Origin of the sequence: Nostoc sp. (genome assembly GCF_036917095.1) — a bacterium.
Lineage (GTDB): Bacteria > Cyanobacteriota > Cyanobacteriia > Cyanobacteriales > Nostocaceae > Nostoc.
Genome location: NZ_JBALFH010000015.1, coordinates 278369 through 302842 on the forward strand (window position 1 = coordinate 278369; position 24474 = coordinate 302842).

The 24474-nt window shown below is 42.2% G+C and carries 25 protein-coding genes; 9 read left to right on the top strand and 16 right to left on the bottom strand.

Annotated elements, in window-relative coordinates:
* Positions 1–212 precede the first annotated feature (212 nt).
* Together V7L01_RS05305 and V7L01_RS05310 are read left to right on the top strand one after the other, a co-directional pair.
* Positions 213–467: a DUF7219 family protein gene (locus tag V7L01_RS05305; protein ID WP_335032595.1), complete on the top strand. Its 255-nt coding sequence runs from the start codon at positions 213–215 to the stop codon at positions 465–467.
* Between the two features lie 757 nt (positions 468–1224).
* A complete protein-coding gene (locus V7L01_RS05310) occupies positions 1225–1956 on the top strand; it encodes a hypothetical protein (protein ID WP_335032597.1) in 732 nt (243 codons plus the stop codon).
* Between the two features lie 37 nt (positions 1957–1993).
* On the opposite strand, the gene V7L01_RS05315 is transcribed toward V7L01_RS05310, so the two are convergent.
* Complete coding sequence (locus V7L01_RS05315; RefSeq protein WP_335032599.1) at positions 1994–3025, bottom strand: VOC family protein; 1032 nt, start codon at positions 3023–3025, stop codon at positions 1994–1996.
* A 202-nt stretch (positions 3026–3227) separates the two neighbouring features.
* On the opposite strand from V7L01_RS05315, the gene V7L01_RS05320 reads away from it, so the two are divergent.
* The 5 genes from V7L01_RS05320 to V7L01_RS05340 all read left to right on the top strand — a co-directional run bounded on the left by V7L01_RS05320 (position 3228) and on the right by V7L01_RS05340 (position 9770).
* A complete protein-coding gene (locus tag V7L01_RS05320) occupies positions 3228–3851 on the top strand; it encodes a DUF3859 domain-containing protein (RefSeq protein WP_335032600.1) in 624 nt (207 codons plus the stop codon).
* Between the two features lie 5 nt (positions 3852–3856).
* Positions 3857–5731, top strand: a complete 1875-nt coding sequence (locus V7L01_RS05325; protein WP_335032602.1) for an asparagine synthetase B family protein — start codon at positions 3857–3859, stop codon at positions 5729–5731.
* Between the two features lie 29 nt (positions 5732–5760).
* Positions 5761–7020 carry a diaminopimelate decarboxylase family protein gene (locus V7L01_RS05330; RefSeq protein ID WP_335032604.1) on the top strand — a complete coding sequence of 420 codons (1260 nt, stop codon included), beginning with the start codon at positions 5761–5763 and terminating at the stop codon, positions 7018–7020.
* 64 nt (positions 7021–7084) lie between these two features.
* Entirely contained in the window at positions 7085–8386 is a 1302-nt protein-coding gene (locus V7L01_RS05335) for a hypothetical protein (protein ID WP_335032605.1), read from the top strand.
* A gap of 127 nt (positions 8387–8513) precedes the next feature.
* Complete coding sequence (locus tag V7L01_RS05340) at positions 8514–9770, top strand: hypothetical protein (RefSeq protein ID WP_335032607.1); 1257 nt, start codon at positions 8514–8516, stop codon at positions 9768–9770.
* Positions 9771–9846: 76 nt separating this feature from the next.
* Here the strand turns inward: V7L01_RS05340 and V7L01_RS05345 are convergent, their stop codons facing one another.
* Positions 9847–10446: an rRNA large subunit pseudouridine synthase E gene (locus V7L01_RS05345; RefSeq protein ID WP_335032609.1), complete on the bottom strand. Its 600-nt coding sequence runs from the start codon at positions 10444–10446 to the stop codon at positions 9847–9849.
* 58 nt (positions 10447–10504) lie between these two features.
* The gene (locus tag V7L01_RS05350; RefSeq protein ID WP_335032611.1) at positions 10505–10630 is read right to left on the bottom strand and encodes a class I SAM-dependent methyltransferase; all 126 of its coding nucleotides are present in this window, start codon (positions 10628–10630) and stop codon (positions 10505–10507) included.
* A 204-nt stretch (positions 10631–10834) separates the two neighbouring features.
* Here V7L01_RS05350 and hisC point away from each other — a divergent pair, with 204 nt between their 5' ends.
* Positions 10835–11920 carry a histidinol-phosphate transaminase gene (hisC, locus tag V7L01_RS05355; RefSeq protein WP_335032613.1) on the top strand — a complete coding sequence of 362 codons (1086 nt, stop codon included), beginning with the start codon at positions 10835–10837 and terminating at the stop codon, positions 11918–11920.
* A gap of 8 nt (positions 11921–11928) precedes the next feature.
* On the opposite strand, the gene V7L01_RS05360 is transcribed toward hisC, so the two are convergent.
* The 13 genes from V7L01_RS05360 to V7L01_RS05420 all read right to left on the bottom strand — a co-directional run bounded on the left by V7L01_RS05360 (position 11929) and on the right by V7L01_RS05420 (position 22977).
* The gene (locus tag V7L01_RS05360; protein ID WP_335032615.1) at positions 11929–12489 is read right to left on the bottom strand and encodes a GNAT family N-acetyltransferase; all 561 of its coding nucleotides are present in this window, start codon (positions 12487–12489) and stop codon (positions 11929–11931) included.
* 323 nt (positions 12490–12812) lie between these two features.
* Positions 12813–13628, bottom strand: a complete 816-nt coding sequence (locus tag V7L01_RS05365) for a class I SAM-dependent methyltransferase (protein ID WP_335032617.1) — start codon at positions 13626–13628, stop codon at positions 12813–12815.
* A 54-nt stretch (positions 13629–13682) separates the two neighbouring features.
* Positions 13683–14246, bottom strand: coding sequence for an NUDIX hydrolase (locus V7L01_RS05370; RefSeq protein ID WP_335032619.1), 564 nt, complete (start codon positions 14244–14246; stop codon positions 13683–13685).
* Positions 14247–14371: 125 nt separating this feature from the next.
* The gene (gene hpxZ / locus V7L01_RS05375; RefSeq protein WP_335032621.1) at positions 14372–14758 is read right to left on the bottom strand and encodes an oxalurate catabolism protein HpxZ; all 387 of its coding nucleotides are present in this window, start codon (positions 14756–14758) and stop codon (positions 14372–14374) included.
* 99 nt (positions 14759–14857) lie between these two features.
* Entirely contained in the window at positions 14858–15634 is a 777-nt protein-coding gene (locus V7L01_RS05380; protein ID WP_335032623.1) for a sulfite exporter TauE/SafE family protein, read from the bottom strand.
* A complete protein-coding gene (locus V7L01_RS05385) occupies positions 15634–16287 on the bottom strand; it encodes an HAD family hydrolase (RefSeq protein WP_335032625.1) in 654 nt (217 codons plus the stop codon). Before V7L01_RS05385 ends, V7L01_RS05380 begins: the two co-directional genes overlap by 1 nt.
* 15 nt (positions 16288–16302) lie before the next feature.
* Positions 16303–17265: a DMT family transporter gene (locus V7L01_RS05390; RefSeq protein ID WP_335032627.1), complete on the bottom strand. Its 963-nt coding sequence runs from the start codon at positions 17263–17265 to the stop codon at positions 16303–16305.
* Between the two features lie 284 nt (positions 17266–17549).
* Entirely contained in the window at positions 17550–18929 is a 1380-nt protein-coding gene (locus V7L01_RS05395; RefSeq protein ID WP_335032629.1) for an LLM class flavin-dependent oxidoreductase, read from the bottom strand.
* A gap of 68 nt (positions 18930–18997) precedes the next feature.
* Positions 18998–19591 (bottom strand): glutathione S-transferase family protein, encoded by a 594-nt coding sequence (locus V7L01_RS05400; RefSeq protein WP_335032631.1) that lies wholly within the window; start codon positions 19589–19591, stop codon positions 18998–19000.
* Positions 19592–19840: 249 nt separating this feature from the next.
* A complete protein-coding gene (locus V7L01_RS05405; protein WP_335032633.1) occupies positions 19841–20755 on the bottom strand; it encodes a TauD/TfdA dioxygenase family protein in 915 nt (304 codons plus the stop codon).
* Between the two features lie 81 nt (positions 20756–20836).
* Complete coding sequence (locus V7L01_RS05410; RefSeq protein WP_334899112.1) at positions 20837–21637, bottom strand: SDR family oxidoreductase; 801 nt, start codon at positions 21635–21637, stop codon at positions 20837–20839.
* Positions 21638–21666: 29 nt separating this feature from the next.
* Entirely contained in the window at positions 21667–22014 is a 348-nt protein-coding gene (locus V7L01_RS05415; RefSeq protein ID WP_335032635.1) for a hypothetical protein, read from the bottom strand.
* Between the two features lie 15 nt (positions 22015–22029).
* Positions 22030–22977, bottom strand: a complete 948-nt coding sequence (locus tag V7L01_RS05420) for a zinc-binding dehydrogenase (RefSeq protein WP_335032637.1) — start codon at positions 22975–22977, stop codon at positions 22030–22032.
* Between the two features lie 823 nt (positions 22978–23800).
* Between V7L01_RS05420 and V7L01_RS05425 the strand changes: the two genes are divergently transcribed.
* Positions 23801–23935: a hypothetical protein gene (locus tag V7L01_RS05425; protein WP_335032639.1), complete on the top strand. Its 135-nt coding sequence runs from the start codon at positions 23801–23803 to the stop codon at positions 23933–23935.
* Positions 23936–24474: the final 539 nt, after the last annotated feature.

Sequence of the window (24474 nt, forward strand, 5' to 3'; positions counted from 1 at the left end):
CGAAATTTTACTTACCTTTAATCTGTTACTTTGAGCAACTTGTCTTGTTAATTGAGATGCTGGCTAGATTTCCGCCGTGCGGCACTAGCCATAAAATATATTATTAATTAGAATAATAACTTATTCTGGAATTTGAATTTTATCGTGTGTATTTACACTTAGGTAACAAACAAGTCTAAAATAAGTAAGAAAAAGTTACATAGAGCGAACTAATGACACAGCCTAACTCGGAAGACAAAAACAACTTTCTTTTCCCTCGTAGTCGATATTATGGAAAATTCCAGCCAGAGACTTTAGTCTTTAATGCCAACCTCCAAGAATTTGCCCAAAAAGTTAGTTACATTACTTCTTTAGAAACAGGCGGAAAGCTTACTCCAGAAGAAGCTTACCTGCAAATCAAGGCGCTTTGGAAACAGTTGAAATCTAGCAAAAAAGAACTGACTATTGGTGGAAATCAAGAAATTTAAGCTTTTGAAATGACGCGCAAACTATTAGCAGATTTTCTCTGATTTGGCTCTCACTAAAGTCATCAAAGAAGGCGATCGCAGCTTCTATATTATATTTTTTTAAAGAAGTTGTGTATACAGCAACACAATTATATTTAACAACGAGCATTCCTTTTGAAGGATGTAACAGCAGCTATTATGGTGCTCTTTAATAGCATCTTAATGTAAGCAGTCGGCACAATAAAAGCAAACTATGTAAAGAAAACGAAACAAGGCTCAAAACCTTTTTCCCCTGCCTCCTGCGGTCTTAAAGAAGGTTAGCCCAGCTTCTATGCTTATATTTTTTAAGAGTAATTTGGTATACAACAACACAATTATATTTAACAACGAGTATTCCTTTTGAAGGATGTAACAGCAGCTATTATGGTGCTCTTTAATAGCATCTTAATGTAAATAAGTCGGCAGAATAAAAGCAAACTGTGTGAAGAAAACTAAACTCCAGTCAAACTCGAACGTTCAAAAATCTAGGGTTTTGCCTTAGTCAAGGTTCTGTAATAATTCGTTCGGATCGTTTGCGATCGGGAGATAATTTCCTGTTAACTGCTCGGCATAAAGGAAATTATCTCAGGACTTACGCACAGTCTACGAATTCTCGGCGCTCTTCTCTAACGAGACGCTACGCGATGGCGTCAACTCTTGGAGACGCGAAGCGCGATGGCGGTTCGATAAATTAAGCTTTTTAGCAATTTTTGCGTAAGTCCTGTATCTCAATAAGCGTATGCAGGAAGTATCAAGCTATATTGTGGAGTTACCAATTCATCTCAGTGCTAAAAAAATTGCTCGGCGTTTAAGTGTCACAGTTGTGTGCCTCACCTTAGCAGGGGTTCTAAGTGGCTATTTCTGGCTCTCGAAGTTTCCCTTTCCAGCGACAAAATGGTTTTATGAACTATTTAGCTTAGATGCAGAATTGAATATTCCTGCTTGGTATTCCGTATTTACTCTCTTATTTTGTTCGCTATTACTTAAAGCAATTAGCGTTATTAAGACGAAAGACCGCTATTTTGTTTACTGGAAAACCTTATATTTTATATTTGTATATTTGAGTTTGGATGAAGCCTTTAGTTTTCACGAAATTTTGATCGTTCCGTCAGTGCGAGAATCGCTTCATCTCAACCCTATATTTTTCCAAACCTGGGTTATCCCTGGTACTATTTTAGTGGGGGTTTTTGCATTTAAATATCTAAAATTTTGGCTCCATCTCCCTCACAAAACTCGATATTTATTTCTGATTGCCGCAGTTGTTTATGTGAGTGGAACCTTAGGTATGGAAATGGTGGGAGGGCTTTTGAGAGAAGATTTTGGGCGACGCAGCCTTATAGCCTTAACTGGCATCATTCTTGAAGAGTTTTTGGAAATGGTCGGAATTGTGATTTTTATTTATGCGCTGCTAGCTTACATTAGCAGTTTGAAAGAAACCATTCAACTGAAAATCCATATATCTGAAAAGTAATAATATGATGTTCGGCAAATCAATTAATTAATGATGGCTATTTAGTATCTAGCAAAGTCCAGAAGTAGCCATCTGGCGCAACGAAGGAAAAACTGGTCTCGCCAAATTCATTACTAATGATGTCTGTAACTTTTTGTGCAGTACTTGCTTTGATGCGATCGCAATACTCCTGTATTCCCTTTACCCGATAGGTATATAAACACATACCCAAGCTACCTGGTTGAGCTGCCTCAAAGCGCGATTCTAAATTAATCTCTTCAGGGAATCGAATGATATAAAGTCTACCACTACGTGCAGCCATCAAATCGGACTTAGAAGAACGAGGATCGTCAAAGGTAGTAACAATAAACTTTTCACCAGAGTTAAGGTCAAAAATATCTCGACCGGCTGGCGAAGATTCATAGCTAGTTTCGACATCATCACGCACACGCAGCAAACCCAAAACTTCTTCATAAAACTTCAGGGTTTCTTTGCTATCATCCTGAACGATGATTCCCATGTGGGTAAACTGACTAGTCTTGAGTGCAGAATTATGGTTAACTTGTCCGTAATGCGGTAGTGTATAGCCAAACCGTTGAAAGAAAACTTGTCGAGCTAAGGGTTGCAGTAGCAGCATTTCTCGCACACCAACTGCTGGCTCAATAAAAGGACGGCTTTTCCTCTCTTTGTTGTAGATTACTTCCCAATAAGGGTTAGAGTGCCTAATAGGCAAACCTGCGGCTTTTGCATCCTCTATATGATTTAAGATATTTAACACATCCGCCGTTAAGCTTGTCGCCCAGCGACTTCCTTTAATTTTCATCGATGCAATTCCCAAACCTTCATGGGTGGGGTTTTGCCAAACCATCAGCCGAATCAACCCATGATCTGAATTTTGGTGGTAGAGGCGGATTGAGCGTAAAGATGAATTCACGCCATATAATTGATGCGCTACATCTGCGGTTAATTCACCCACTTCACCAATGCGATAGCCAAATTGCTCCCAATACTGAATTGCAGAAATTGGCTCCGGGATGCCAATACAGACTTCATAAATACCTTCAATTGCAGTTTGTTGTTCGTGAGTCATAATCTAGTGGTGAGTTGGGAGAGACGCGATTCATCGCGTCTGTACAAGAGTGAGTTGTAGAGACGCGATTCATCGCGTCTGTGTTTACAAAAGTATCTCTTAAAGAATCCGAAAAGCAACAACTTTATTTTGTAGCTTATGATGTACCTACAAAAGTGAGATTTAACGATCGCTATAAAGTTTTTTTAACAGGAGTTAAGCTATGACGCAGCGACTGACTCAAGAGCAATTATCCCAAATAGTCACGGAAGTAGAAGGTCTGCAAATGCGTCGGGAAGCGGAATTAGACCAACAGCAAGTTAGAGAAATTTTACAGGAGTTGAATTTACCGCCAGAGTTACTAGATGAAGCGCTGATTCAGTTAAATCGCCGCCAAGCACTGGAGGTGCAACAACGCCGAAATCGATGGATTACCTCTGGAGTGGTAGCAGTTGTGATAGTTGCGATCGCATCTACAATATTTTTCATGCAGCAGCATAATTCTACACTTTCTCGTGTTTCTGCTCAACAAGACCGCATCACCTTGGTACAAAATAGTGGCGACGACTTGAAGACAGTTTCTCGTCAAACCAATCCAGAAGTGTTCTACCGTGTCACTTTAAAGGATGCACCCTTGGGTAAAAAGCTGGCTCTCTCCTGTAATTGGATTGACCCAAGCGGTCAAATTGTCAAGCAAAATAACTATCAAACCCGCGAAATTAATACCTCTGTCTGGGATACCCAATGTCGCTACACTATTAATCCTGCTGCAACTGTTGGCAATTGGAAGGTGCAAATGTTCCTAGAAGGTCGGCAAATTAGCGATGAAACCTTTGAAGTTAAGTAGTCCAAATGGGCAACATCCCGCATCACTTTCTTGGCTATTGGGGTTACGGCGCTCAACACGAGTTGGAAGCGTTGTTAAATAGTGTTCTGGAAAACCTCGCCCCTAAAAGGGAAAATTCAAAGTCTTTTCCCATCTGGAATGTTGTTTATATAGAAATCGATGGAAATTCCAGAAGGCAACAAAATCAGGACTTACACGCTGAACACCTGAAATCTAGATCCCCCCTAGCCCCCCTTAAAAAGGGGGGAACCTTGAAAGCCCCCTTTTTAAGGGGGTTGGGGGATCTCTTCTGTGTAAGTTCTAAAAATCAAATTGCTGCCATCTCAGCATCAGGATTATTCACTTCACCCGATGCTTGGGCAAGTCTCCAGGAAAACAACTGCCTAGTTTTGGGTAGAGAACCTTTCGGCAAAGTGCCTTTGTATTGGACTCAGCAAGGACAAGTTATCTGGTTTGCATCTCAACTGCAACTACTCTTACCGATTTTGCAACAGTCAGAAGTTAGCATTTCTGGCTTATACGGCTATAGCTGTTTTTCCTACGTTCCCACACCCTTAACCCCTGTTAACGAAGTGTTTGCAGTGACGGCGGGAACTGAACTAGTTTGGCAGAGTAATTGTCAATCAGGTATTTTGCGATCGCCTGAATCAAAGAACATCCACTCGTGGCGGGAAACCCCAGAACAGTTAACAGATGAAACTACAGCAATTAGCGAATTGCAAACTCTCCTTAAAGACTCCATTCAGCGACAAATTGCCGATTTAAAGGATGAGCCGGTTGGAATATTTCTCTCAGGCGGACTCGATTCTTCGGTGGTGGCGGCGCTGCTGGTGCAAGCAGGGGTGAAAGTCCGCGCCTACACTCTAGATTTTGGTGAGGCAGGTATTCCAGAATATCCCTATGCCGAACAAGTCGCCCAGTTTCTCAAAATTCCGCTAATAAAAGTTGCTGCAAACCCAAGTTCGATCGAGAATGCCCTAATTCCGACTGTGCAAGCATTGGATTCGCCTTTTGGAGATGGGGTGTGTGTGCCGTTGTATCTCCTATCTCAAAGGGCGAGTCAGGAAACTCAAGTAATTTTTAACGGCGAAGGTGGAGATCAATTGTTTGCTGGTTGGACGAACAAACCTTTAATTGCCGCAGGTGTTTATCAAGCAGAAAATCCCGCCGGACAGGAAACTTTTATCCAGCAATATCTCCGCACCTTTCACCGTCTTGGGGGATACGAATCTCAAGTTTATCAGCCAGAGGTATATGCACATATCCAAAATTTGCATCTCGAAAATTGGCTGTTGGCGGCTCTCGATCGCAATGAGTGTCCATCTTTGCTGCATCGCCTCCGCCGTGCTAGTTTGATGCTCAAAGGAGCGCAGAATATCCATCCCCGTGCGACTGCATTGGGGTTTGCTCATGGATTATGGGTGCGATCGCCTTTTTGTGATTTAGCTTTAGCCGAGTGGACATTCCGCCTATCTGGAGAACTCTGCTTACAGGGAGCCTGTGAAAAATATATCCTCAAGCGGGCTGTAGAAAATTGGCTCCCACCCGAAATTGTTTGGCGACAAAAGCGGGGTATGGGAGTTCCCTTAACTTCTTGGTGTTTAAATGATTTTTGGCATCAGCTGGGCATCTGGCTCAATCCTGAGATACTTCGCGCCAACAAGCACTTTTATCCTCACATTGCCGCTCAAATCGTTGAAGGCAAACTAGGAGCAGGAATTCAAGGCCGTCGGATTGGTGAAACACTCTGGTTACTTATTATGTGGCAACTTTGGCGATCGCATGTTTTAAATGAAGAACTAAGCAAACAGTCTTGGGATCATCCCTTTTGGTTACCTCGTTTGCTATGGAAAAATTACAAAAAAATTCTTAATTCGTAATTAATAGACGGAGCAACTAACTTGAAGTTATGGAGAGCAAGAACTTTTATGATTTGCAAAATTCCCTTAGTCCGCCATTTTCTGGGGAACTTGCCCAGGAGTTACTGAGTACTTACGGTTCTCCACTTTATGTTTATAATGGCGATCGCTTGGGCGAAACTATTAAGCGGATTAACAAAGCAGTCAGCTATCCGCGCACGCAATTTCGCTTTGCCAGCGTTACCAATGGCAACATTGCGCTATTAAAAATTTTTCGTTCATTTGGGTGGGGACTTCACGCCAATACCCCAGGAGATATTTATCTGGGATTGCAAGCTGGTTTCGATCCTAGTCAGATTGTTTATAGCGGCAGTAATTTGAATCGGGCTGAGATGCTACAAGTCCTGAATTGGGGAATTAGAACTCTCAATCTCGATAGTCTGGCTCAGTTGCAGTTGTGCTGCGAATTGCCCAAAGGCAGAGAGGAATATATTCGGCTGGGTTTACGGCTGAATTTGCCGGAAATTACCGGAGATAGCCGCATTGGTGTGCGTCCAGAGGAATTTGGTGATGCGATCGCTTTAACTCGTGAGGTGGGACTAAAGCTGAGTGGTTTACACTTCTATCGCGGGACTGGAACTAATGCCACAGCCGCTTTTACCCAGGTTATTGATACAGTAATCACCACAGCACAACAGTTACCAGATTGGGAATATTTAGATTTTGGTGGTGGCTTTGGCTATCCGTATCACCACAACAAAGCAGCCTTTGACTGGGAAATGTTTGGGGCTGAGTTAACCGAGAGAATTACTCGTTTAGGACGGAAAATTGATTTGGTGATTGAACCGGGACGAAGTGCGATCGCTGGATGTGCCACTTTGCTTGCTCAAGTTGTTTCGGTGAAATGGCAAGGAGAAAAACAGATTGTCGGAGTTGATACCACCGTTGCTAATCTTTCAGTACCCTCAGTACACGGCGGCTACCGAGAAATTGTCACTTGGAAGCAAGCAGACAAATCCTCAATTCCCCACTCTGTATTTACAACTGATATTTGTGGTAACACCACATATTCACGAGATTATCTGGGGAAAAATTGCCCACTCCCAGCGCTAGAAATTGGCGATATCGTCGCCATTCTAGATGTCGGTGCTTATGGTTATGCCATGTCGTCTCACTTTTTACACCGCCCCAAACCTGCGGAAGTCTTGCTAGAAAATAGTACACATCGCTTGATTCGTCAGCGAGAAGACTACAGTGTTTTGCTAACAAATCAGGTGCTTGATAGTTCCCCCCTTAAAAAGGGGGGTTAGGGGGGATCAAGCCCAATCTCAACCATATTGACTAACAATTAATAACTAACATAAAACAACCATTATGAAGTGTATTAACTGCGGAACTGACAATAATCTGAAAGACCGGACTGCTAAACAAGGTAGCTGTGTAAAATGTGGTCATCGGTTTGCCTTTGAACCAACCAACATGGGTAATGTTAAAATTACTGACCCTATGTTTGTGAAAGCGATCGCTGACATTTCTGCAAATAACACTCTATTTTTCACTCCAAAGCAACTTTTTTACCTATTAGATAATCGGATAAAACTCAAGTCTGCTTCAAAATTTGGTTTGTTGTTTCTATATTTGTTTTTTAATATTTGGGCACCAGGATTCATCGGTGGCTTTGCTTCGTTCTTGTTTGGTTCTAATTCTTTCCTAATAGTATCCATACTATTTAATATATGCTTTATATTATATTTATATAAAAAATCTCTATCAAACAAAACAAACATTAAGTCCCGCCAAGAATATGCTAGATGCTTACAAATAATAGGATGTATAATTCTTACTGGAGGAATTTACGCTAGCTTAATGCTATACAACTCATTTGTTTTATTTGTTATCGCCGTTATTCTAGGGATGTTCTCGATATACTTTGGAACTCTACAGCTTCGACGAACTAAATTTACACAGGAGTTTTTATTTTCTCAAAATGATTTTCAAGGTTGGCTAAACCGCTGGCGGAAAATCAATGGTTCAATTCTCAAAATCCTTCCTTCTCCAAACCAGGAAAATACACCAGTTACGGTTAATCCTGATGTAACTGCTTACAGTTTTGATAGATTAGTCGTTTGTGATAGTGCTAGTATTGCTCAACTATTAATTGCTAATAATTTTCACTTTGAAAATAACTGTGCAATTCTCAGCATTACTGGATATCCCCAAAGCATTTTTGACACCACAATGCAAATGCTGCGTCGCAATCCCGATTTGAAAGTCTATGCAGTGCATGATTGCAATCCACGAGGAATTGGTTTAGTTCATAAATTGAGAACCAATGCTAATTGGTTCCTCAATAGCGAGATTGTGATTATTGATATCGGATTAACGCCACGTCAAATAATTGCTACTAAGCGCGGAATGTTCATTCAATCCTCTCCAGAATCGGCACAAGCAGCTAAACAATTGCCTGAAGAAGTTCGTCAAAGTTTATCTGCTGAAGAATTAACATGGTTAGAATCTGGAAAATTCGTGGAATTGGAATCTTTCACTCCTCAAAGAATAATTAAACTTCTACAAAAGGGCATTGCTGGCGGTCAAAATTTAGAAACTGATGACAGTAGCTTACTTTTAGTAGGCGATACGGGTAATGATATGTATATTGTTCAAAGTTTTGGTTGATATAGCCAGCGCATCTCAAATATATAAAATACCCCCTAAATCCCCCTGAAAAAGGGGCATTGGGGGCGATAAAGCCCGATCTCAACCGTATTGACTAACAATTAACAACTAATATAAAACAACCATTATGAAGTGTATTAACTGCGTAACTGACAATAAACTAAAAGACCGGACAGCTAATCAAGGTCGGTGTGTAAGATGCAATCATCTCTTTGCCTTTGAACCGACTAGTATGAGTAATGTTAAGATTACCGATCCTTTTTTTGCAAAGGCGATCGCTGACATTTCTGCAAATAACACCTTATTTTTTACACCCAAGCAACTGCTTTATTTTCTAGATAATCGTTTAAGAAAAACCTCAAAGTCAATTTCGCGATTTGGCTGGTTACTTCCTTTTCTATTTATTAATCTTGTTACATCGCTAACGATTTTTATACCGCTAATAGTAAATCTTGCGTTTATTAATTTCTTTCATGAAAGTAGCAAATCAACTCAACTCAATCTTGTAAGTCGCAAACAGTATGCGAGAAATTTACAAATCATAGGAGGAATTATTCTTGCCATAGGAATTCTTGCTTTAAAGTCATTTACCCTCTTTGTCATTATTGTTCTTGTGGGAATGTTGCCCATATATTTAGGAACTAGACAGATAGGGCGAATTGAATTATTAACACAAGAATTTTTAATTTCTGAATCTCAAGTTAAAGATTGGTTAGATCGCTGGCAGCAAATCAATGGTTCAATTCTCAAAATCCTTCCTTCACCAAAGCAGGAAAATACACCAGCCGCGATTAATCCTGATGTAACTGCTTACAGTTTTGATAGATTAGTCGTTTGTGATACTGTTAGTATTGCTCAACTATTAATTGCTAATAATTTTCACTTTGAAAACAACTGTGCAATTCTCAGCATTACTGGATATCCCCAAAGCATTTTTGACACCACAATGCAAATGCTGCGTCGCAATCCCGATTTAAAAGTTTATGCAATACATGATTGCAATCCCGAAGGAATTGGTTTAGTTCATAAATTAAGAACTAATGCTAATTGGTTTTTCAATAGCGAGATTGTGATTATTGATATCGGCTTAACGCCACGTCAAATAATCGCTACGAAGCGCGGAATGTTCATCCAATCCTCTCCAGAATCGGCACAAGCAGCTAAACAATTGCCTGAAGAAGTTCGTCAAAGTTTATCTGCTGAAGAATTAGCATGGTTAGAATCTGGAAAGTTTGTGGAATTAGAATCTTTCACTCCCCAAAGAATAATTAAAGTTCTGCAAAAGGGTATTGCTGGCAGTCGAAATTTAGAAAGTGATGACAGTAGCTTACTTTTAGTAGGCGATACGGGTAATGATATGTATGTTGTTCAAAGTTTTGGTTGATATAGCCAAACGGTTCAGATAAGCCCAAAATCCTCATGTAGAGACGCGATTTATCGCGTCTTCAAAAACAAATTATTTACACCAATTTCGATTTACCGAAATTATGCAGAAATTGCAATTCAGATGTGGAGAGGTCGCGCCATTGACCCAATTGTAGGTCATCTAATTGTAGGTGGGCTATGCTAACCCTGACCAGCCGCAAAGTCGGAAACCCTACAGCCGCAGTCATGCGCCGTACTTGGCGATTTTTTCCCTCTGTCAAAGTCATTTCCAGCCAAGCTGTCGGTATATTTTTGCGAAATCTAATCGGCGGGTTGCGTTCAGGTAGTTGTGGCTCTGTTGGTAAGAGCCTAACTTCTGCCGGTTGAGTGCGGTAATCTTGAATTTCCACACCTGTTTGCAACCTTTTTATCGCATCTGCATCTGGAACCCGCTCTACCTGTACCCAGTAAGTACGTTTATGACCAAAACGCGGATGAGCGAGACGATGTTGCAATTGCCCATCGTTCGTTAACAGCAGCAACCCTTCACTATCCCAGTCTAAGCGTCCCACAGGATACACATCAGGGACATCAATATAATCTTTCAGGGTGCTATGTGTGGGAGCATCTTTTGTAAACTGGCTGAGAACGCCATAAGGTTTGTAAAAAATAATATATCGGTAATGATTTGTCATTGGGCATTGGGCATTGTTATTCTTCTCATGCTCCCCTGCTTCTATTCTCTAACGGAACTTAAACATTTTTAGCATCTATGCCTAGAGTCTCCTGTGCTGCTAGGGTATCGTGCAGATACTTCGTTAACTTTCCGGTTCCACATCCTAAATCGAGAACTCGTAAGTTTTCTTGCCGATGTACCATATCTACCAAGTCGTAGAACGGACGACTTCTTTCGGCTTGAAATCATTCGTATAGTTCTGGATTCCATTTATCTGGCATCTCTTTATAATTTCTAATTCGTAATTTATAAAGCCGGATTTTTTTGATGTAAACGACAAAAAACGATATTGTCAGAAATTGTGGGTTTAAATTTGCTTAAGATACGCACCCAATGCCCCATACCCTATGACCAACTACTTTCGCTCTAATGTTAATGCAATGGCTAGCTACATTCCCGGTGAGCAGCCCCAACGCGGTACACAGATCGTTAAACTCAACAGTAACGAAAACCCCTATCCTCCTTCGCCTGCGGCATTAGCTGTATTGCAGAATATCGATGGCGAGTGGTTGCGGCGATATCCAGAACCTTTCGGGGGAGAATTCCGGCAAGCTGCAAGTAAAGTTTTAGGAGTTCCTAGTGATTGGATCATTGTCGGAAATGGCAGTGACGAATTATTAAGTGTAGTAATTCGAGCCTGTGTAGAACCTGGGAAGAAAGTAGTTTATCCGATGCCAACTTATGTGCTATATCGCACATTAACAGAAATGCAAGCTGCGGAAATTATTGAGATTCCTTACAGCGATGATTACAGTTTATCTTTGGAAGAATTGGTTGCTGCTAATGGATCTGTGACATTCATTGCGTCGCCTAATAGTCCATCGGGGCATGTGGTAGCAATAAACGATCTGCGAAAATTAGCCAGCCAGTTATCTGGAGTTTTAGCGATCGATGAAGCATATGTAGATTTTACCGAAGAGAATGCATTGGCTTTGGTAAAGGAATACGAGAATGTCATCGTGATTCGGACGCTTTCTAAAGGCTACTCATTGGCAGGATTGCGATTGGGCTTTGGGGTGGCGAATCCCAAACTGTTGCATGGGTTGTTTAAGGTGAAAGATAGCTATAACATTGATGCGATCGCTTGTGCAGTTGGCACAGCTGCCATCACCGACCAGGCTTATAAAAATGCTTGTGTAGCAAAGATTAAAGCATCGCGGAATCAATTAGCAACAGACTTGAAACAATTAGGTTTTCATCTTTGGGATTCCCAAACTAACTTTTTACTGGCACAGCCAAGAGAAGGAAACGCAGAATATCTCTATCAAAAATTGAAGGAACGAGGAATTTTAATCCGCTACTTCAAGCAACCTGGACTAGATGATAAATTACGCATTACTGTTGGCACTGACGAACAGAATCAGGCTTTAGTAGAGGCACTAATTTATTTATTAGATACCGGAAACAAGGGAGATAGGGAAGAGAGGATCTAAAACCTCGGCTACGCCTTGAATTTTGACTTCTCTGTTTCTGCTAAATTGCTTGTTGCAAAAAGTTTACTTTCTGAGCGCTGCACAGCATATATATAGTGCGGTATGTCGCGCCAGAACGTCTCTTGAACAACCTTAAGGCCGTTCTTTTCAGCTACGCGCCGAGAGGGGATGTTCTCTGGGCGAATCAGGGAAATGACGCAAGCAGAACCCAGCACGTTAAAGGCGTAGTCCTGGCAAGCATATGCGGCTTCGGTGGCGTAACCCTGCATTTGTTGGTCGCGACGGACATGATAACCAATTTCAAGTTCTCGATGTCCCTCGACATCTTGCCAAACCAGTCCGCAGTCGCCAATTACCTCGCCCGTCGTCTTGAGAACCATCGCCCACAAGCCCACGCCATGCTGTGCGTAGTTGTGGCGATGCCGATCGATCCATTTTTCCACCATCTCGCGGTCAAAGGGCTTTGGGTAGTAGCGCATTGATTCTGCATCGCCGAGGACAAGCAGTAGCGCGTCGAGGTCAGAAAGCGTCATTTCCCGCAGGAATAGGCGTTGAGTTTCCAATATCATTAGTGAATCCTCGTTTAGCCATTGTCCAGTTTATCTTTGCGTGGTAGGTAGTTAGGACTTCAGTGCTTATAGGGCTTTTCAAGTAATTGAACTAGACTAATCCCCACTCCCTAATCCCCGCCCCATCGTGGTCTAAATACCTGAAAATTGCTATAAGGGACTTCCAAGAAATAAATTATCCAATCTTGTGGGGTGGGCAGCTTGCCCGCTTTTGACTATGGGCGGGCGAGACGCCCACCCCACAATAAATAGTTGTATATTTTTTTATTTGGGAGTCCCTAAGACAAGGACTAAAGTCCTTACTACAAACTTGTTTACCGTAATTAAGCCCAGTTACGTACAACCACAATCTTGAACCTACTTTCACCAGACAAATCGTAGTCTAAAGAGCCGTAATGTTGCAAAGCCCAGTCTTGCAAATCTTGAATTGCATGGGCAAAGATATCATCCGGAACGTGCCAGGTATGGCGATAAACTTTGTTTTTATGATATTCAATCAATTTGCCCACAGTTAGTTCAGACTGCCATTTGGCTGCAATAACTGTTTCTAAATTTGCTCCTTGTTCGCGCAACTCTGTTAAAACCTCTTCTTCTGTTGCACCATAGCGGGGTAAAGGGTAATCATAGCCAGCAATGATATCTTGCCAACGTTGCTGAAAATCAAACCTACCCTGATTGACATCTTCATTAACTTTGCTGAAATTCATATTACCGTGAGTGTAGAAGTAAATTCCCCCTGGTTTAAGGACTCGACGAATTTCTGCTAGCGCTTGCTTCCAAGCAGAAACCAGGTGAAACACATGAACTGTCAACGCTACATCAAAAGAATTGTCAGCAAATGGTAGAGAAGTTGCATCTCCCTTAATTGCTGTTAGTTGATGAGATACACCCTCTAGCTTTTGGTGCAGTTCAGCTAACATTTTGTCAGAAATATCTACACCAGTGTAGGAATAGCCTCTTTTTGCGATCGGGACAGCAATTCTACCAGTGCCGATACCCGTTTCATAGAATTTGGTTTCCGCTGTCGGTGAAACTAGGTTGAGGATAAAGTCAGTGATTTCCTCGGAGATTCCAGGCGGTAGTCCCCGCGTTGCATCGTAGATATCAGAAACGCGATCGAATGAAATCGTTGCAGTCATATATCTTTTATCCTTTCTTGTTAGTTATTGACAAAGGCAACTATAGTCAGATGACTAAGAAAATTGCACTTTACCAAGTTTTTTTAGAGCGAAGAATAATGAACTAATATGTAATGTTTGCAGTAAAATACCACGATCGATAGCTTCAAATATTTTTTCAAGCGGCAACATAACTACATCAATTTGTTCCGTAACGTCTAACTTTAAATCAGCTACATGTTCCACATTTTCTGCTAAAAAACAATATGTTAAGTTGCTATGATTAGCTGGGTTTGGTGATAATATACCAGTTTCAATAAAATTATTGCTAGTAAAACCAGTCTCTTCCAATAATTCGCGTTTTGCAGCTTCCACTGGTAAAATATCTTCAGCCTCTACAGCACCGCTGGGCAATTCTAAAATTGTTTTTTTCAAGCCGTGGCGATATTGCTTTACTAAAACAATTTCTTGGTTTTTGGTTAAAGCTACAACATTTACCCATGTTGGATATTCAAGAACATAATAGGGGTCAACTATTGTTCCATTAGGCATCTGGCAAGTATCAGAGCGTAGCGAAATCCATCTGTCTTTTACTATATGTCTAGAGTTTAATACAATCCAATCAAATGAATTTACCATATTTAAAACTCTATTTAATCAGTTATTGTTAATGATTTGAAATCAGGTAAAGATAGTACTATCGCCACTCACTATCTTCTCTGGCAGCTAATGTCTAAATAAAATGCTAGTCATAGTTTTGAAACTCACACTGGCAATAATGAAACATGGGCTGAAGCCACCTTCCATCCTTCGGTAAACCTATACCAAGTCTGGCTTTGTCGCCCGAAACGTTCTACACCATTAATATTGCGGCGAAACTCTAAAGTCACTGTTGCTGCATCTTTCCCAAAGGTTACAACCTTGAGATTCGAGATTTCTCGCTCTATTTTTGGGTTTGGTCGATTCTGGCGAAAGTTACGAATTTCATCACCACCATAGAGGTTTTCTGCGATGCCAAATCGCACTACTTCGGGTGCATCCCAAAACAAGCTATCCATTACTTCCAAATTGTTATTACAAAGAGCTTCTTCATACTTGAGGTACAAATCAGTTACTTCAGCTACAACAGCAGGGTCATTTATAGTAGTCATTATTGTCACCAATTTTTGGTATTATGATTGATTATGCACTCTTTTAAATAGCCAGAGATATTTTTGTTTTAAGCTCCTTCAGTGAGTAGTTCCCAGTTATTAACCGTGAATAAAAAAGTAGGCAGTCATAGTAAAGGCAACAATCATGACAAATTTCCGAATTAAGTGCGGTTCAAGTTTACGAGCATAATGGGCGCTTAAGTAACCACCAAGAGAGCCACCGACTGCCATCAAAATAGCTTGATGCCAAGCAATCACACCTGCAAAAAGAAATGGGACGATCGCAATACCATTGATACAACTCCCTAAAAATGTCTTGAAAGCATTCATTTTGTGGATACTTTTGATACCTAAAAATGTCAGAGTTGCCAGCATTAAAATCCCTAAACCTGCGCCAAAGAAACCGCCATAGATGGCGATCGCTAGTTGAGCCAGTACCAAATTAAACAAGGGTACAGATTCCGGTGATGTATTCTGGTTTTGACGCTGCAACCACTTTTTGAACGGTTCCCCAAAGGTAAACACAACTGTTGCTAGCAGCAATAGATAGGGAATCAGCTTTTTAAAGACATCTGGCGATGTATACAACAAAGCGATGGAGCCAATCATGCCACCAACTAAACTGACGCCACATAAAAGTAAAAAATCTCGCCGCTCGATGCCCAAATCTTGACGATATGCTCCAGCACTGGCGAGGGAAGCCACCCAAATCGCTGTATTATTGGTGGCATTAGCTGCGATCGGGGCGACACCTGTAAAGATGAGAGTTGGAAACGTGATAAAGCTTCCACCACCCGCTACAGCATTTAAGCCGCCTGCAATGAAAGCAGTACTAAATAGAAGTAAGCTATGGAAAAGTGTTAAAGATGGTGGCATTATTTACGAATTATTAATTTGGGAATATCACTTGGAGAATGGGCAATCAAGTCAGCACCATGAGCTTTTAATTCCTCCTCAGTTCCATAGCCATAGGTAACGCCAATTGAAGCAATATGATGACGCTTGGCTCCGATGATGTCATGTGAGCGATCGCCTACCATCACCACAGTAGAGGGTAAAAGTTTTTCTGTTAATAAAATATGGTGAATTAAGTCACCTTTTATGCTCCGCGTTCCGTCCAGTTCGCTACCATAAACACCATCAAAAAGCAACGATAAGCCAAAATATTCAATAATCTGCGTAGCATAAATATATGGTTTAGAAGTCGCAACAAAAGTTTTACAACCAGCAAAACGAATGGCTTTTAGGATTTCTGGAATTTGGGGATAAAGAGAGTTTTCAAATAATCCAATGGTGGCAAAGCGACGACGATAAAGTGAAATAGCTTGTTCAATTACTGTGCCATCCAAGGTATTGAGTAATTGCGAAAAGCTATCTTTCAGTGGTGGGCCAATACACCAATGTAATTCATCAGCATTCGGTGGTTTGTAACCGAGTTCAGAGAGTGCATACTGAATGCAACCAGTGATGCCAGGTTTCGGATCTGTCAAAGTTCCGTCTAAATCAAAAAGGATAGCGGAGAAAGGCATATCTTAATTCCCAATTCAACCCCTAATTTTGAGCGATTTCACAAAGCCTTCTGCACTAAGTAACGCAATGCCCAATGTGACAACACCAATCCCCACGCTCTGAATCACGTTTAAAGTTTCGTTAATGGTTATCCATGCAACTAACGCTGTCAATGCTGGACTGCTAGAGCCGATTATGGAGGCGGTAGATGCGCCAACCATGCGAATCCCCACATTGTTTAAAGTGTGTCCAAGAAAACTTACTAGACCGGAAAATATGCTACCAATCCATAGGGGTGTCCAGTCAAGTTGAGCGCTTTTACCTGGCCAGAACACTAAGCTAATACCAGAGAGCAGTAGAGTACAGGCAAAACTGATCCAGGTAAAGGGAATTGGATGGAATTTTTCTAAACATTTTTGAGCAATGATGCCATAAAAGGCGTAAACGATGCCAGCGCCAAAACTAGCGAAAATACCGATCGCAATGGTATGACTGCTGTAGGTAGCAGAAGATTGGGGAATGGTGAGAGCACTTCCCACCAGAATAATAGCCATTACTAGCCAACGGAACAATGTGGGGCGATCGCCAAAAAACTTCCAAGATAGCAGTGCTGTAAATACGGGATAGGTGAAAAAGAGGGTCAAGGCAATACCTGTGGGAATCAAGCCAATAGCAATGTAGAGTGAGGCAATATACACAAACATCAGCACCCCACAGCCAAGAGCTTGGATTAGAACATTCCTGCGCTTGCGGGTGAACAAGTCTTGGAGTTCTGTCCAAGCAGATGGATATAGCTTGAATGATAGAGATGCCATGAGTGGAACCACCAGCAGCATTCGCATGAACATCAGCAAGAAGGAATTCTGCAAATCCGGTTTAACGTATCCACCGAGTAAAAATAAACCCAGTACGAGATGTTCTGAAAACAAAACTCGGACAGTAACGTTGTGAAACGTCAAAACAAAGGAGGATAGAAGAACCGTCAGGATGCCCAACACGATAAAAAGTTTCCTTAGAGACGACTTGATTGTATTGTTAAAACCACTGGAATAACAAACCAGATGAAGTTTGAGGAAATCAAAGCCGTCGCTTCAAAAGACGCGATAAGGAACTTCCAAATAAAAAATACTCAAAAAACTGGCGAAAAAACTCTCTCCTCCTTATTCCTCTGTGTTCTCTGTGTCTCTGTGGTTCGTTTATTGTGGTTCGTTTATTTGGATAATTTATTTCTTGGAAGTCCCTAAATCGCCGTCTCTACAAGGAATTTATCGATCAATTATTACTATGCCAAAGAACCGACGCTTACAGGTTCAGGAGCAGTATTTGTAATAAACTGGTTCACCGGACGGGGCAAACCAAGATTTTCGCGTAAAGTACTGCCTTCATACTCAGTACGAAATACTCCTCGGCGTTGCAGTTCGGGAATTACCAAGTCTACGAATTCCTCTAAACCCCCAGGTAGCCAGGGCGGCATAATGTTAAATCCATCAGCCCCACCATTAACAAACCAATCTTCTAACTGATCGGCAATGTGTTCTGGTGTTCCGAGAATCGTTCGATGTCCCCGCGCTCCTGCAATCCACAAATACAGTTGTCGGATTGTTAAATTCTCTCTGCGGGCAAGATCGGTAATCAACTGCAAGCGGCTTTTGCCACCGTTGGTATCTGGCAGATCCGGCAGTGGCCCATCTAGGGGATATTTGGACAAATCATGGCCACCCACTAGCCCAGAAAGCAGCCCTAATCCAACCAGGGGATGGATCAACTCCTGAAGTTGCTCATATTTATCCTTAGCTTCCTGCTCAGTCTTACCAATTACCGGGAACACCCCTGGCATGATTTTAAGATGGTCAGGGGAACGTCCGTATTTAGCCAATCTCCCCTTGACGCTGGTGTAGAAGGCTTGAGCTTCTGCCAATGTTTGTTGTGCAGTGAAAATCGCCTCTGCCGTTTGGGCAGCTAAATCCTGTCCAGCCTCGGAAGATCCAGCTTGTACGATTACTGGATATCCCTGCGGTGGACGCGCCACATTGAGCGGGCCGCGTACCGAGAAATATTTGCCTTTGTGATGGGGAATATGCAACTTTTCTGCATCGAAGTAAATACCTGACTCCTTATTGTGGAGAAAAGCATCGTCTTCCCAACTGTCCCAAAGTTTGGTGACAACATCCACAAATTCCCTCGCCCGTTCATAGCGTAGCGAGTGTTCTAGGTGGTTTTCTTGGCTGAAATTATGCGCTGCGGCTTCAGCAGCAGAGGTTACAAGATTCCATCCGGCACGACCACCGCTGAGATAATCTAGTGATGCAAACTTGCGGGCGAGATGATAAGGTTCATCATAAGTCGTTGATGATGTCGCCACCAATCCAATATTTTCTGTCACCGCAGACAGAGCTGACAATAAGGTTAAAGGTTCAAAGTGGACGCTGAATTGTCCCGAACGGCTAAAAGCCTCAGCCCCTTGTCCTCGATCCCAGACGGCTAAACCATCTGCGAGGAACAGCATATCAAATTTACCCCGTTCAGCCGTTTGTGCCAACTGCTTGTAATGTTGGAAGTTTAGACCTCCATCAGCCGGGGTGTTGGGATGCCGCCATGCTGCAACGTGATGACCGCTACCGGGTAAAAATGCTCCGAGTTTAAGTTGTTTTTTTGTACTCATGTTTGTATTTGCGAGGGCGTACTTATGCTTTTTTTGTTCTCTTGTTTGGAACAAGAAAATGTTAGTTATTAAGACTCTGGTCTTGTTGCTTGGATGGAGGGTAGTTTAGAGAATTCATCGTACCAATTAGCAAGTTTTGGATATTTTTGCCGCCATTGCAAATCAGGAAGACGGATCTCTAGTCCCAGTGCAGAGGCGAGGGTTATATGAGCTAGTTTTGGAGTTTGGTCGAGTTTATCTGATATCTTCTCGAAGTAGTCCAAAATTCTCAATGCCCGCGATCGCTCAAATTCGATCACCCCAGGAGACTGCTCACTGAGAGGACGCCTTAACTCCCGAACCCAGACTGCAATGCCATCTATGAACCCACCAGTCATACCTTCAAGTTGCTGTAAAAAGCCATTAGAAATGTCAGCAACTAATTTGATCTCAGGATTTAAGTGATTCAAATAGACGCAAATTATACGTGTTTCACTCAAAATAAATCCGTCGTCAGTCGCTAGGGTGGGAACTTTACCTGTAGGGTTGTAATTAAGTAGCTCGCTGTTTGGATCTCGTGCAATGACTTTTTGGGTTTCGATGCGATCGCACAGATTTAATTCTAGTCTTGCTACCCGTGCAATGCGTGCATAGGGTGAGTTAGGTGTATAAAAGAGTTTCATAAAAAAGCGCGATCGTCATTAGATACTGGGTTCAAATGTCTATCGTCTTAACATTTGAAAAAAATTGGTCAATAAATTAGGAAATGCCTGAAATATCTTTCGGTAATATTTACTAGTTTGTCAAGTTTAAATTGATGGATAAGCAATTTCATAGTAAGGAGTTTAGTCCTTATTTTCTAAGCACTAAACTCCTTACTACAAATCCTCAAAACTAGCTTGAAAAAGTACTACTTTTGACGCAAGTCCCTATTACGCAGTCACAGCCTGACGACGGTTGTACTCAGAAGCATCTCCTTTGATAGCCTCACTTTGTTTACCATCGATGCCAACGGGGAGATCGCCGACAATTGTGACTCGTTGAACGTGACGGGGCTGGTCGCCATAATCTGCGATCGCATAATGTTGAGTAGCCCGGTTATCCCAAAAGGCTACGTCACCAACTTGCCAACGCCACCGCACTGTGTTCTCAGGACGTGTGATATATGCTTGTAACAGCCGCAGAATGTCATCTGATTCAGTTGTTGATAAGCCACGGAACTGGCGCACAAATCCGCCGATGAATAGCCCACGCTCCCCAGATTCGGGATGGACGCGTACAACTGGGTGCAGAGTCTCGTACACAGTCGAGGTGAAGACAGCCCGATAAGCCTTGACATCTTCAGGTAAGTCAAATGCAGTTGCATAGTCGTATTTGTTGCTATGTACTGCCCAAAGTTGATCTGCAAGATTACGCAGATGGATAGGTAAATCTTGGTATGCAGTCACGGAGTTTGCCCAGATTGTATCGCCACCACTTGGAGGAATATCAAGCGCTCGCAAGACGGAACCGAGAGGAGGACGGTCTACAAATGTGACATCGGTATGCCAGCTATTGGCACGGGAAGTGGTGCGCCCATAATTCAGGTCTAAGACTTCTGGGTTTTCTGGCAGCGATGGTACGGTAGGGTGGGCTGTAGTGAGTTCACCGAAACGACGAGCGAAGGCGACTTGTCCATCAGCATCAAGCTGTTGCTGATCGCGGAAAAAGATCACTTTGTATTTGACTAGAGTCTTGCGAATATCGCTGATGATATCATCGCTGAGTTTAGAACTCAGATTAACACCGATGATTTCAGCACCGATACGTCCTGCAACTGGTTTGATATCAAAGTATTGAGAACCCATGTTTTTATCTCCAAGAAGTTTATGTTTTGACAAATTGTAGAGACGCGATTCATCGCGTCTGATTCTGATTCATCGCGTCTGCTAAACACCAGGGGTAGATCCGCCATCAACGATAATCTCTGTTCCTGTAATCGATGCAGCAAGATCGGACACCAAAAATAGCGCTAGCGCAGCAATTTCTTCTGGCTGGGCAATTCTTTTTAAAGGAATACTCTGGATATTTTGTGCCTTCACTTGTTCAACGGTGATGCCTTGCGCTTGGGCGTTTTGCCGAGCTAAAGTTTCAGCACGCTCAGTAGCAGTAGCACCAGGGGAGATAGCGTTAATGCGAATCTTGTACTCGGCTAGCTCTTTAGAAATGCCCTTTGTGAAGTTCAGCAAAGCAGCATTGCTTGTACCACCAGCTAGGAAGTTCGGACGAGGTGTCCGTCCTGCACCGCCTACTATATTGACAATCCGCCCATCACCGCGACTTTTTTGATGGGGAACGACGGCTCTAACTAGGCGGATATAGCCCAATAATTTTAAGTTCCAAGCATCCAAAAATAAATCATCAGTGGATTCTAGGAAAGACCCAGCACGGGCTGATCCGGCATTGTTAATCAAAATATCAATCTGATTAAACTGGGCTAATGTTGTGGAGACAACTTTCTCAACATCCTCTGCCTTAGTTAAATCGGCGCTGATGGCAATAACTTTAGCGCCAGAAGTTGGTAGAGACTGGATAGCAGCTACTGCATTTTCTAGTCTTTCTTGATTGCGGGCTGCGATCGCAACATTCACACCCTCACTATAAAGTGCTTTGGCAGTAGCTAAACCAATTCCCGCACTTCCTCCTGTGACGATCGCTGTTTTACCTGATAGTTTTAGTTCTAAACTCATACAAACTTACCCTCAAAAATGTAAGTAATTTAATTGCGAACCAATAATATTGCTGATTGAGAGCCTGTATTGTGGATATCCAAGATGACTCGGCTTTCCTCAGATGTACAACCTAGAAGTATCTTGATTTCTGTATCTCGTTTTTCCAAGTCAACACTACAAATGACGGCAGTTACTGTTTGACTAGACAAGCTACCTATCCAGACATCAATATCAGATCCATCTCCAGAGCGAGTGTCTTGTAAATATCCATAGTCCAGGGGATAAACGAAAGATGGATAACGTGGATGTGATGTCCCTTTTGGGCGATTTATCTTGAGATTGCTTGCGGTTACAAGCCGATCTAGTTTGAACCAGAAGTCAGCACTATCCCCCATACCATCTGCTAATACTCAATTGGAAATGTGCAACACAGCTTTGCCTGGAAAACGCCTGTCGAGTAGTTGTTGGGCTACATCAGCTATTTGTGTCCAAGAAGCTTCTAAATCAATGTGAGGACGCAACTGGCCTGCTTCTACTAGACTCAAAAGCCGTTTGAGACCGACTGCGGCTGATTCAAATCTCAGTTCATCGAACAGACGTAAACCATACAAACTCACGCTACCAGTTCCAAAAAATTGGGCAGCGTTGAAGGTTACTTCAGATCCCCCAGAGACTCCATACAGTACAGTTTTTCCATCCTGTGCCAGTAAGCTAAGGGCTATACCCAAAGTCTTGCCACCTACTGACTCTACAATTAGATCGTAGGGGCCATACTCGCTGGCGGGTGAGAGGTCTTCGCCAATCACCACCGATTGTGCGCCTGCTTCTCTAACCAGAGTCTCATAGGCATTTTGACGAATGTATGCGACGACGTGCGCCCCTGACAGCCGCGCCAATTGGATAGCAAAGTAACCAACGCCTCCTGATGCACCTGTAACCAGAACTGGACGACCTAGCAGCGAACCACCTTTTAGCACAGCATGATAGGCGGTTAAACCTGCGACAGGCAGTGTGGCAGCTTGAGCAAAGGATACCGATGGCGGTACTTCTGCTAAGGCGTTGGTGGGAACTGACACGAGTTCTGCCCAAGCACCGGCGCGGCGCAAGCCAACGACACGCGTCCCTTGGGGAGGCCCCGACCCATCAGCAGCAGAGGTTTCCACTACGCCTGCCAAGTCCCAACCAGGCTGCCAACCAGCCTCAGCAGAAGTTGAACGTTTCACCTCTCCCCGATTGAGAGAAATCGCCGCCACTCTGACTAGTGCCTCATCTGGGGCAGGCTTCGGTGCAGTCACTTCACTCAGTGCCAAACGTCCAACCACATTCGGATCAACAATCACAGCACGGATTTTACTCATAGAAAATGCCCTGGCTTAGAGATGAATTTCTAGATCGGTGGTTCACGATGTACTGCCTACAAGAATAAACTCGATAGATTTGGCTAGTCTTTCTTAACCCAAATCCCTACAACTAGGTTAATCATATTCAATATACTACGGTAAATTGATAGTTTTATAGTATTTTGAAGGATGTAGAAAGAAAACTATCACAAGACAGACAAAAGAATCAAGCACCCTGCGAAAAGATTTATTTCATCAAAGCTTGCATTTATTGCTACGTTGTAAGCTAGCCGCTGTCAAACTCCTAGTTTACGAAAAGCCGCCTTCCAGGGGTCTAGAGATTTTACTACGTAGTATAGGAGTATTCAGAAGTAATAATTTTTATCTTATGAAACTCAAGCGTTATTTATGGATAACTATTTTAACCATAACGGCTTTATTTGATATGATTATTACAGGGAAAAGTCAGCAACATCCGTTATCAAAGTTCCTATTTAAAATATTTACAATTAGTGATTTGTCAATAACTATTTATGCCAGAAATACTAAATTTAAGGAGTCTAAAAAATCTGGTAATTTTTGTTTGAGAACAGTAAATTATCTTCAGGTAGAAATGATTTGAGAACTTACGTATTGACAAACTAAACAAATAATGAATTAAAAGAAATTAAGAAAAACAGGCGATCGCTAATTACTAGGGGACTAAAAAGACGGATAATTTACATCCAGAGCGTATTTAGGGTTCGGACGATCGGAGCAACTACCAAACCATCCCAAGCATTGTGTGACCTTAACACTTACACTCTGTTTTTATTTTTATAGTCATAACTCTAAGTTTGGCATGGAGAATAAAAAAGACCCCAGTAACCCAGTTAGCTATGCCAATAAAGGTAAAGACACCGATAAAATCTTGTTAGTGATAAATGAAGAGTTCCTTGGTGGGGAAGCCTTTAAGGCAGAGAGAAACATTTTATAGGTTAAGAGGTTGGATAGTCTGTGTTAGCCGTTTCTCTTAAGATGTTGGGAAAGCTTCTTTTTAGTTCCTAGCTTTTTTAACTTGCTTTGGCATTATATTTTTGGTAAGAAAAAGATTGGTACGTTCAAGACAGACATTTTAAAGAGGTATCGAACCGATATGTATGTTGGTATGAGCTTGAGGGAGGTTTGTCTAGTTTGGTAAAGGTTGATTATTGTCAGCGATATCTGCGCCGGGCTACGCCAGAGCGCTTTGTATATCTGCAAGCGATAGTGTCCCAGCTATGGCAACGAGAACACCGCAGGCATCGGCAAAAGGTTATTTTTTAAGATGTCTTTTTACCAATCAACGGCTATATCAAATTGACTCATGGTGAATAATAAACCCTTCATTCCCAATTATGGAATTTACAAAGGTTTTACAAACCCGTTCCATTGCCTCAGAAACTACAACTGGCAAGAGGTTGAGGGAGATTTGTTTATTTTGCAGGAGGTTTAATCATTGACTGCGAGGTCATTGTCTAAGCCATCACTGAAAAT

What these genes read in the sequence shown, in the direction of transcription:
- V7L01_RS05315 (WP_335032599.1), bottom strand. Translation starts at nt 3,025, where the DNA reads ATGACTCACGAACAACAAACTGCAATTGAAGGTATTTATGAAGTCTGT.
- V7L01_RS05385 (WP_335032625.1), bottom strand. Translation starts at nt 16,287, where the DNA reads ATGCCTTTCTCCGCTATCCTTTTTGATTTAGACGGAACTTTGACAGAT.
- V7L01_RS05425 (WP_335032639.1), top strand. Translation starts at nt 23,801, where the DNA reads ATGGAGAATAAAAAAGACCCCAGTAACCCAGTTAGCTATGCCAATAAA.
- V7L01_RS05395 (WP_335032629.1), bottom strand. Translation starts at nt 18,929, where the DNA reads ATGAGTACAAAAAAACAACTTAAACTCGGAGCATTTTTACCCGGTAGC.
- V7L01_RS05335 (WP_335032605.1), top strand. Translation starts at nt 7,085, where the DNA reads ATGAAGTGTATTAACTGCGGAACTGACAATAATCTGAAAGACCGGACT.
- V7L01_RS05415 (WP_335032635.1), bottom strand. Translation starts at nt 22,014, where the DNA reads ATGGGGGATAGTGCTGACTTCTGGTTCAAACTAGATCGGCTTGTAACC.
- V7L01_RS05320 (WP_335032600.1), top strand. Translation starts at nt 3,228, where the DNA reads ATGACGCAGCGACTGACTCAAGAGCAATTATCCCAAATAGTCACGGAA.
- V7L01_RS05360 (WP_335032615.1), bottom strand. Translation starts at nt 12,489, where the DNA reads ATGATATTGGAAACTCAACGCCTATTCCTGCGGGAAATGACGCTTTCT.
- V7L01_RS05370 (WP_335032619.1), bottom strand. Translation starts at nt 14,246, where the DNA reads ATGGTAAATTCATTTGATTGGATTGTATTAAACTCTAGACATATAGTA.
- V7L01_RS05380 (WP_335032623.1), bottom strand. Translation starts at nt 15,634, where the DNA reads ATGCCACCATCTTTAACACTTTTCCATAGCTTACTTCTATTTAGTACT.
- V7L01_RS05405 (WP_335032633.1), bottom strand. Translation starts at nt 20,755, where the DNA reads ATGGGTTCTCAATACTTTGATATCAAACCAGTTGCAGGACGTATCGGT.
- V7L01_RS05410 (WP_334899112.1), bottom strand. Translation starts at nt 21,637, where the DNA reads ATGAGTTTAGAACTAAAACTATCAGGTAAAACAGCGATCGTCACAGGA.
- V7L01_RS05400 (WP_335032631.1), bottom strand. Translation starts at nt 19,591, where the DNA reads ATGAAACTCTTTTATACACCTAACTCACCCTATGCACGCATTGCACGG.
- hisC (WP_335032613.1), top strand. Translation starts at nt 10,835, where the DNA reads ATGACCAACTACTTTCGCTCTAATGTTAATGCAATGGCTAGCTACATT.
- V7L01_RS05310 (WP_335032597.1), top strand. Translation starts at nt 1,225, where the DNA reads ATGCAGGAAGTATCAAGCTATATTGTGGAGTTACCAATTCATCTCAGT.
- V7L01_RS05325 (WP_335032602.1), top strand. Translation starts at nt 3,857, where the DNA reads ATGGGCAACATCCCGCATCACTTTCTTGGCTATTGGGGTTACGGCGCT.
- V7L01_RS05420 (WP_335032637.1), bottom strand. Translation starts at nt 22,977, where the DNA reads ATGAGTAAAATCCGTGCTGTGATTGTTGATCCGAATGTGGTTGGACGT.
- V7L01_RS05345 (WP_335032609.1), bottom strand. Translation starts at nt 10,446, where the DNA reads ATGACAAATCATTACCGATATATTATTTTTTACAAACCTTATGGCGTT.
- V7L01_RS05350 (WP_335032611.1), bottom strand. Translation starts at nt 10,630, where the DNA reads ATGGTACATCGGCAAGAAAACTTACGAGTTCTCGATTTAGGATGTGGA.
- V7L01_RS05305 (WP_335032595.1), top strand. Translation starts at nt 213, where the DNA reads ATGACACAGCCTAACTCGGAAGACAAAAACAACTTTCTTTTCCCTCGT.
- V7L01_RS05340 (WP_335032607.1), top strand. Translation starts at nt 8,514, where the DNA reads ATGAAGTGTATTAACTGCGTAACTGACAATAAACTAAAAGACCGGACA.
- V7L01_RS05365 (WP_335032617.1), bottom strand. Translation starts at nt 13,628, where the DNA reads ATGACTGCAACGATTTCATTCGATCGCGTTTCTGATATCTACGATGCA.
- V7L01_RS05330 (WP_335032604.1), top strand. Translation starts at nt 5,761, where the DNA reads ATGGAGAGCAAGAACTTTTATGATTTGCAAAATTCCCTTAGTCCGCCA.
- hpxZ (WP_335032621.1), bottom strand. Translation starts at nt 14,758, where the DNA reads ATGACTACTATAAATGACCCTGCTGTTGTAGCTGAAGTAACTGATTTG.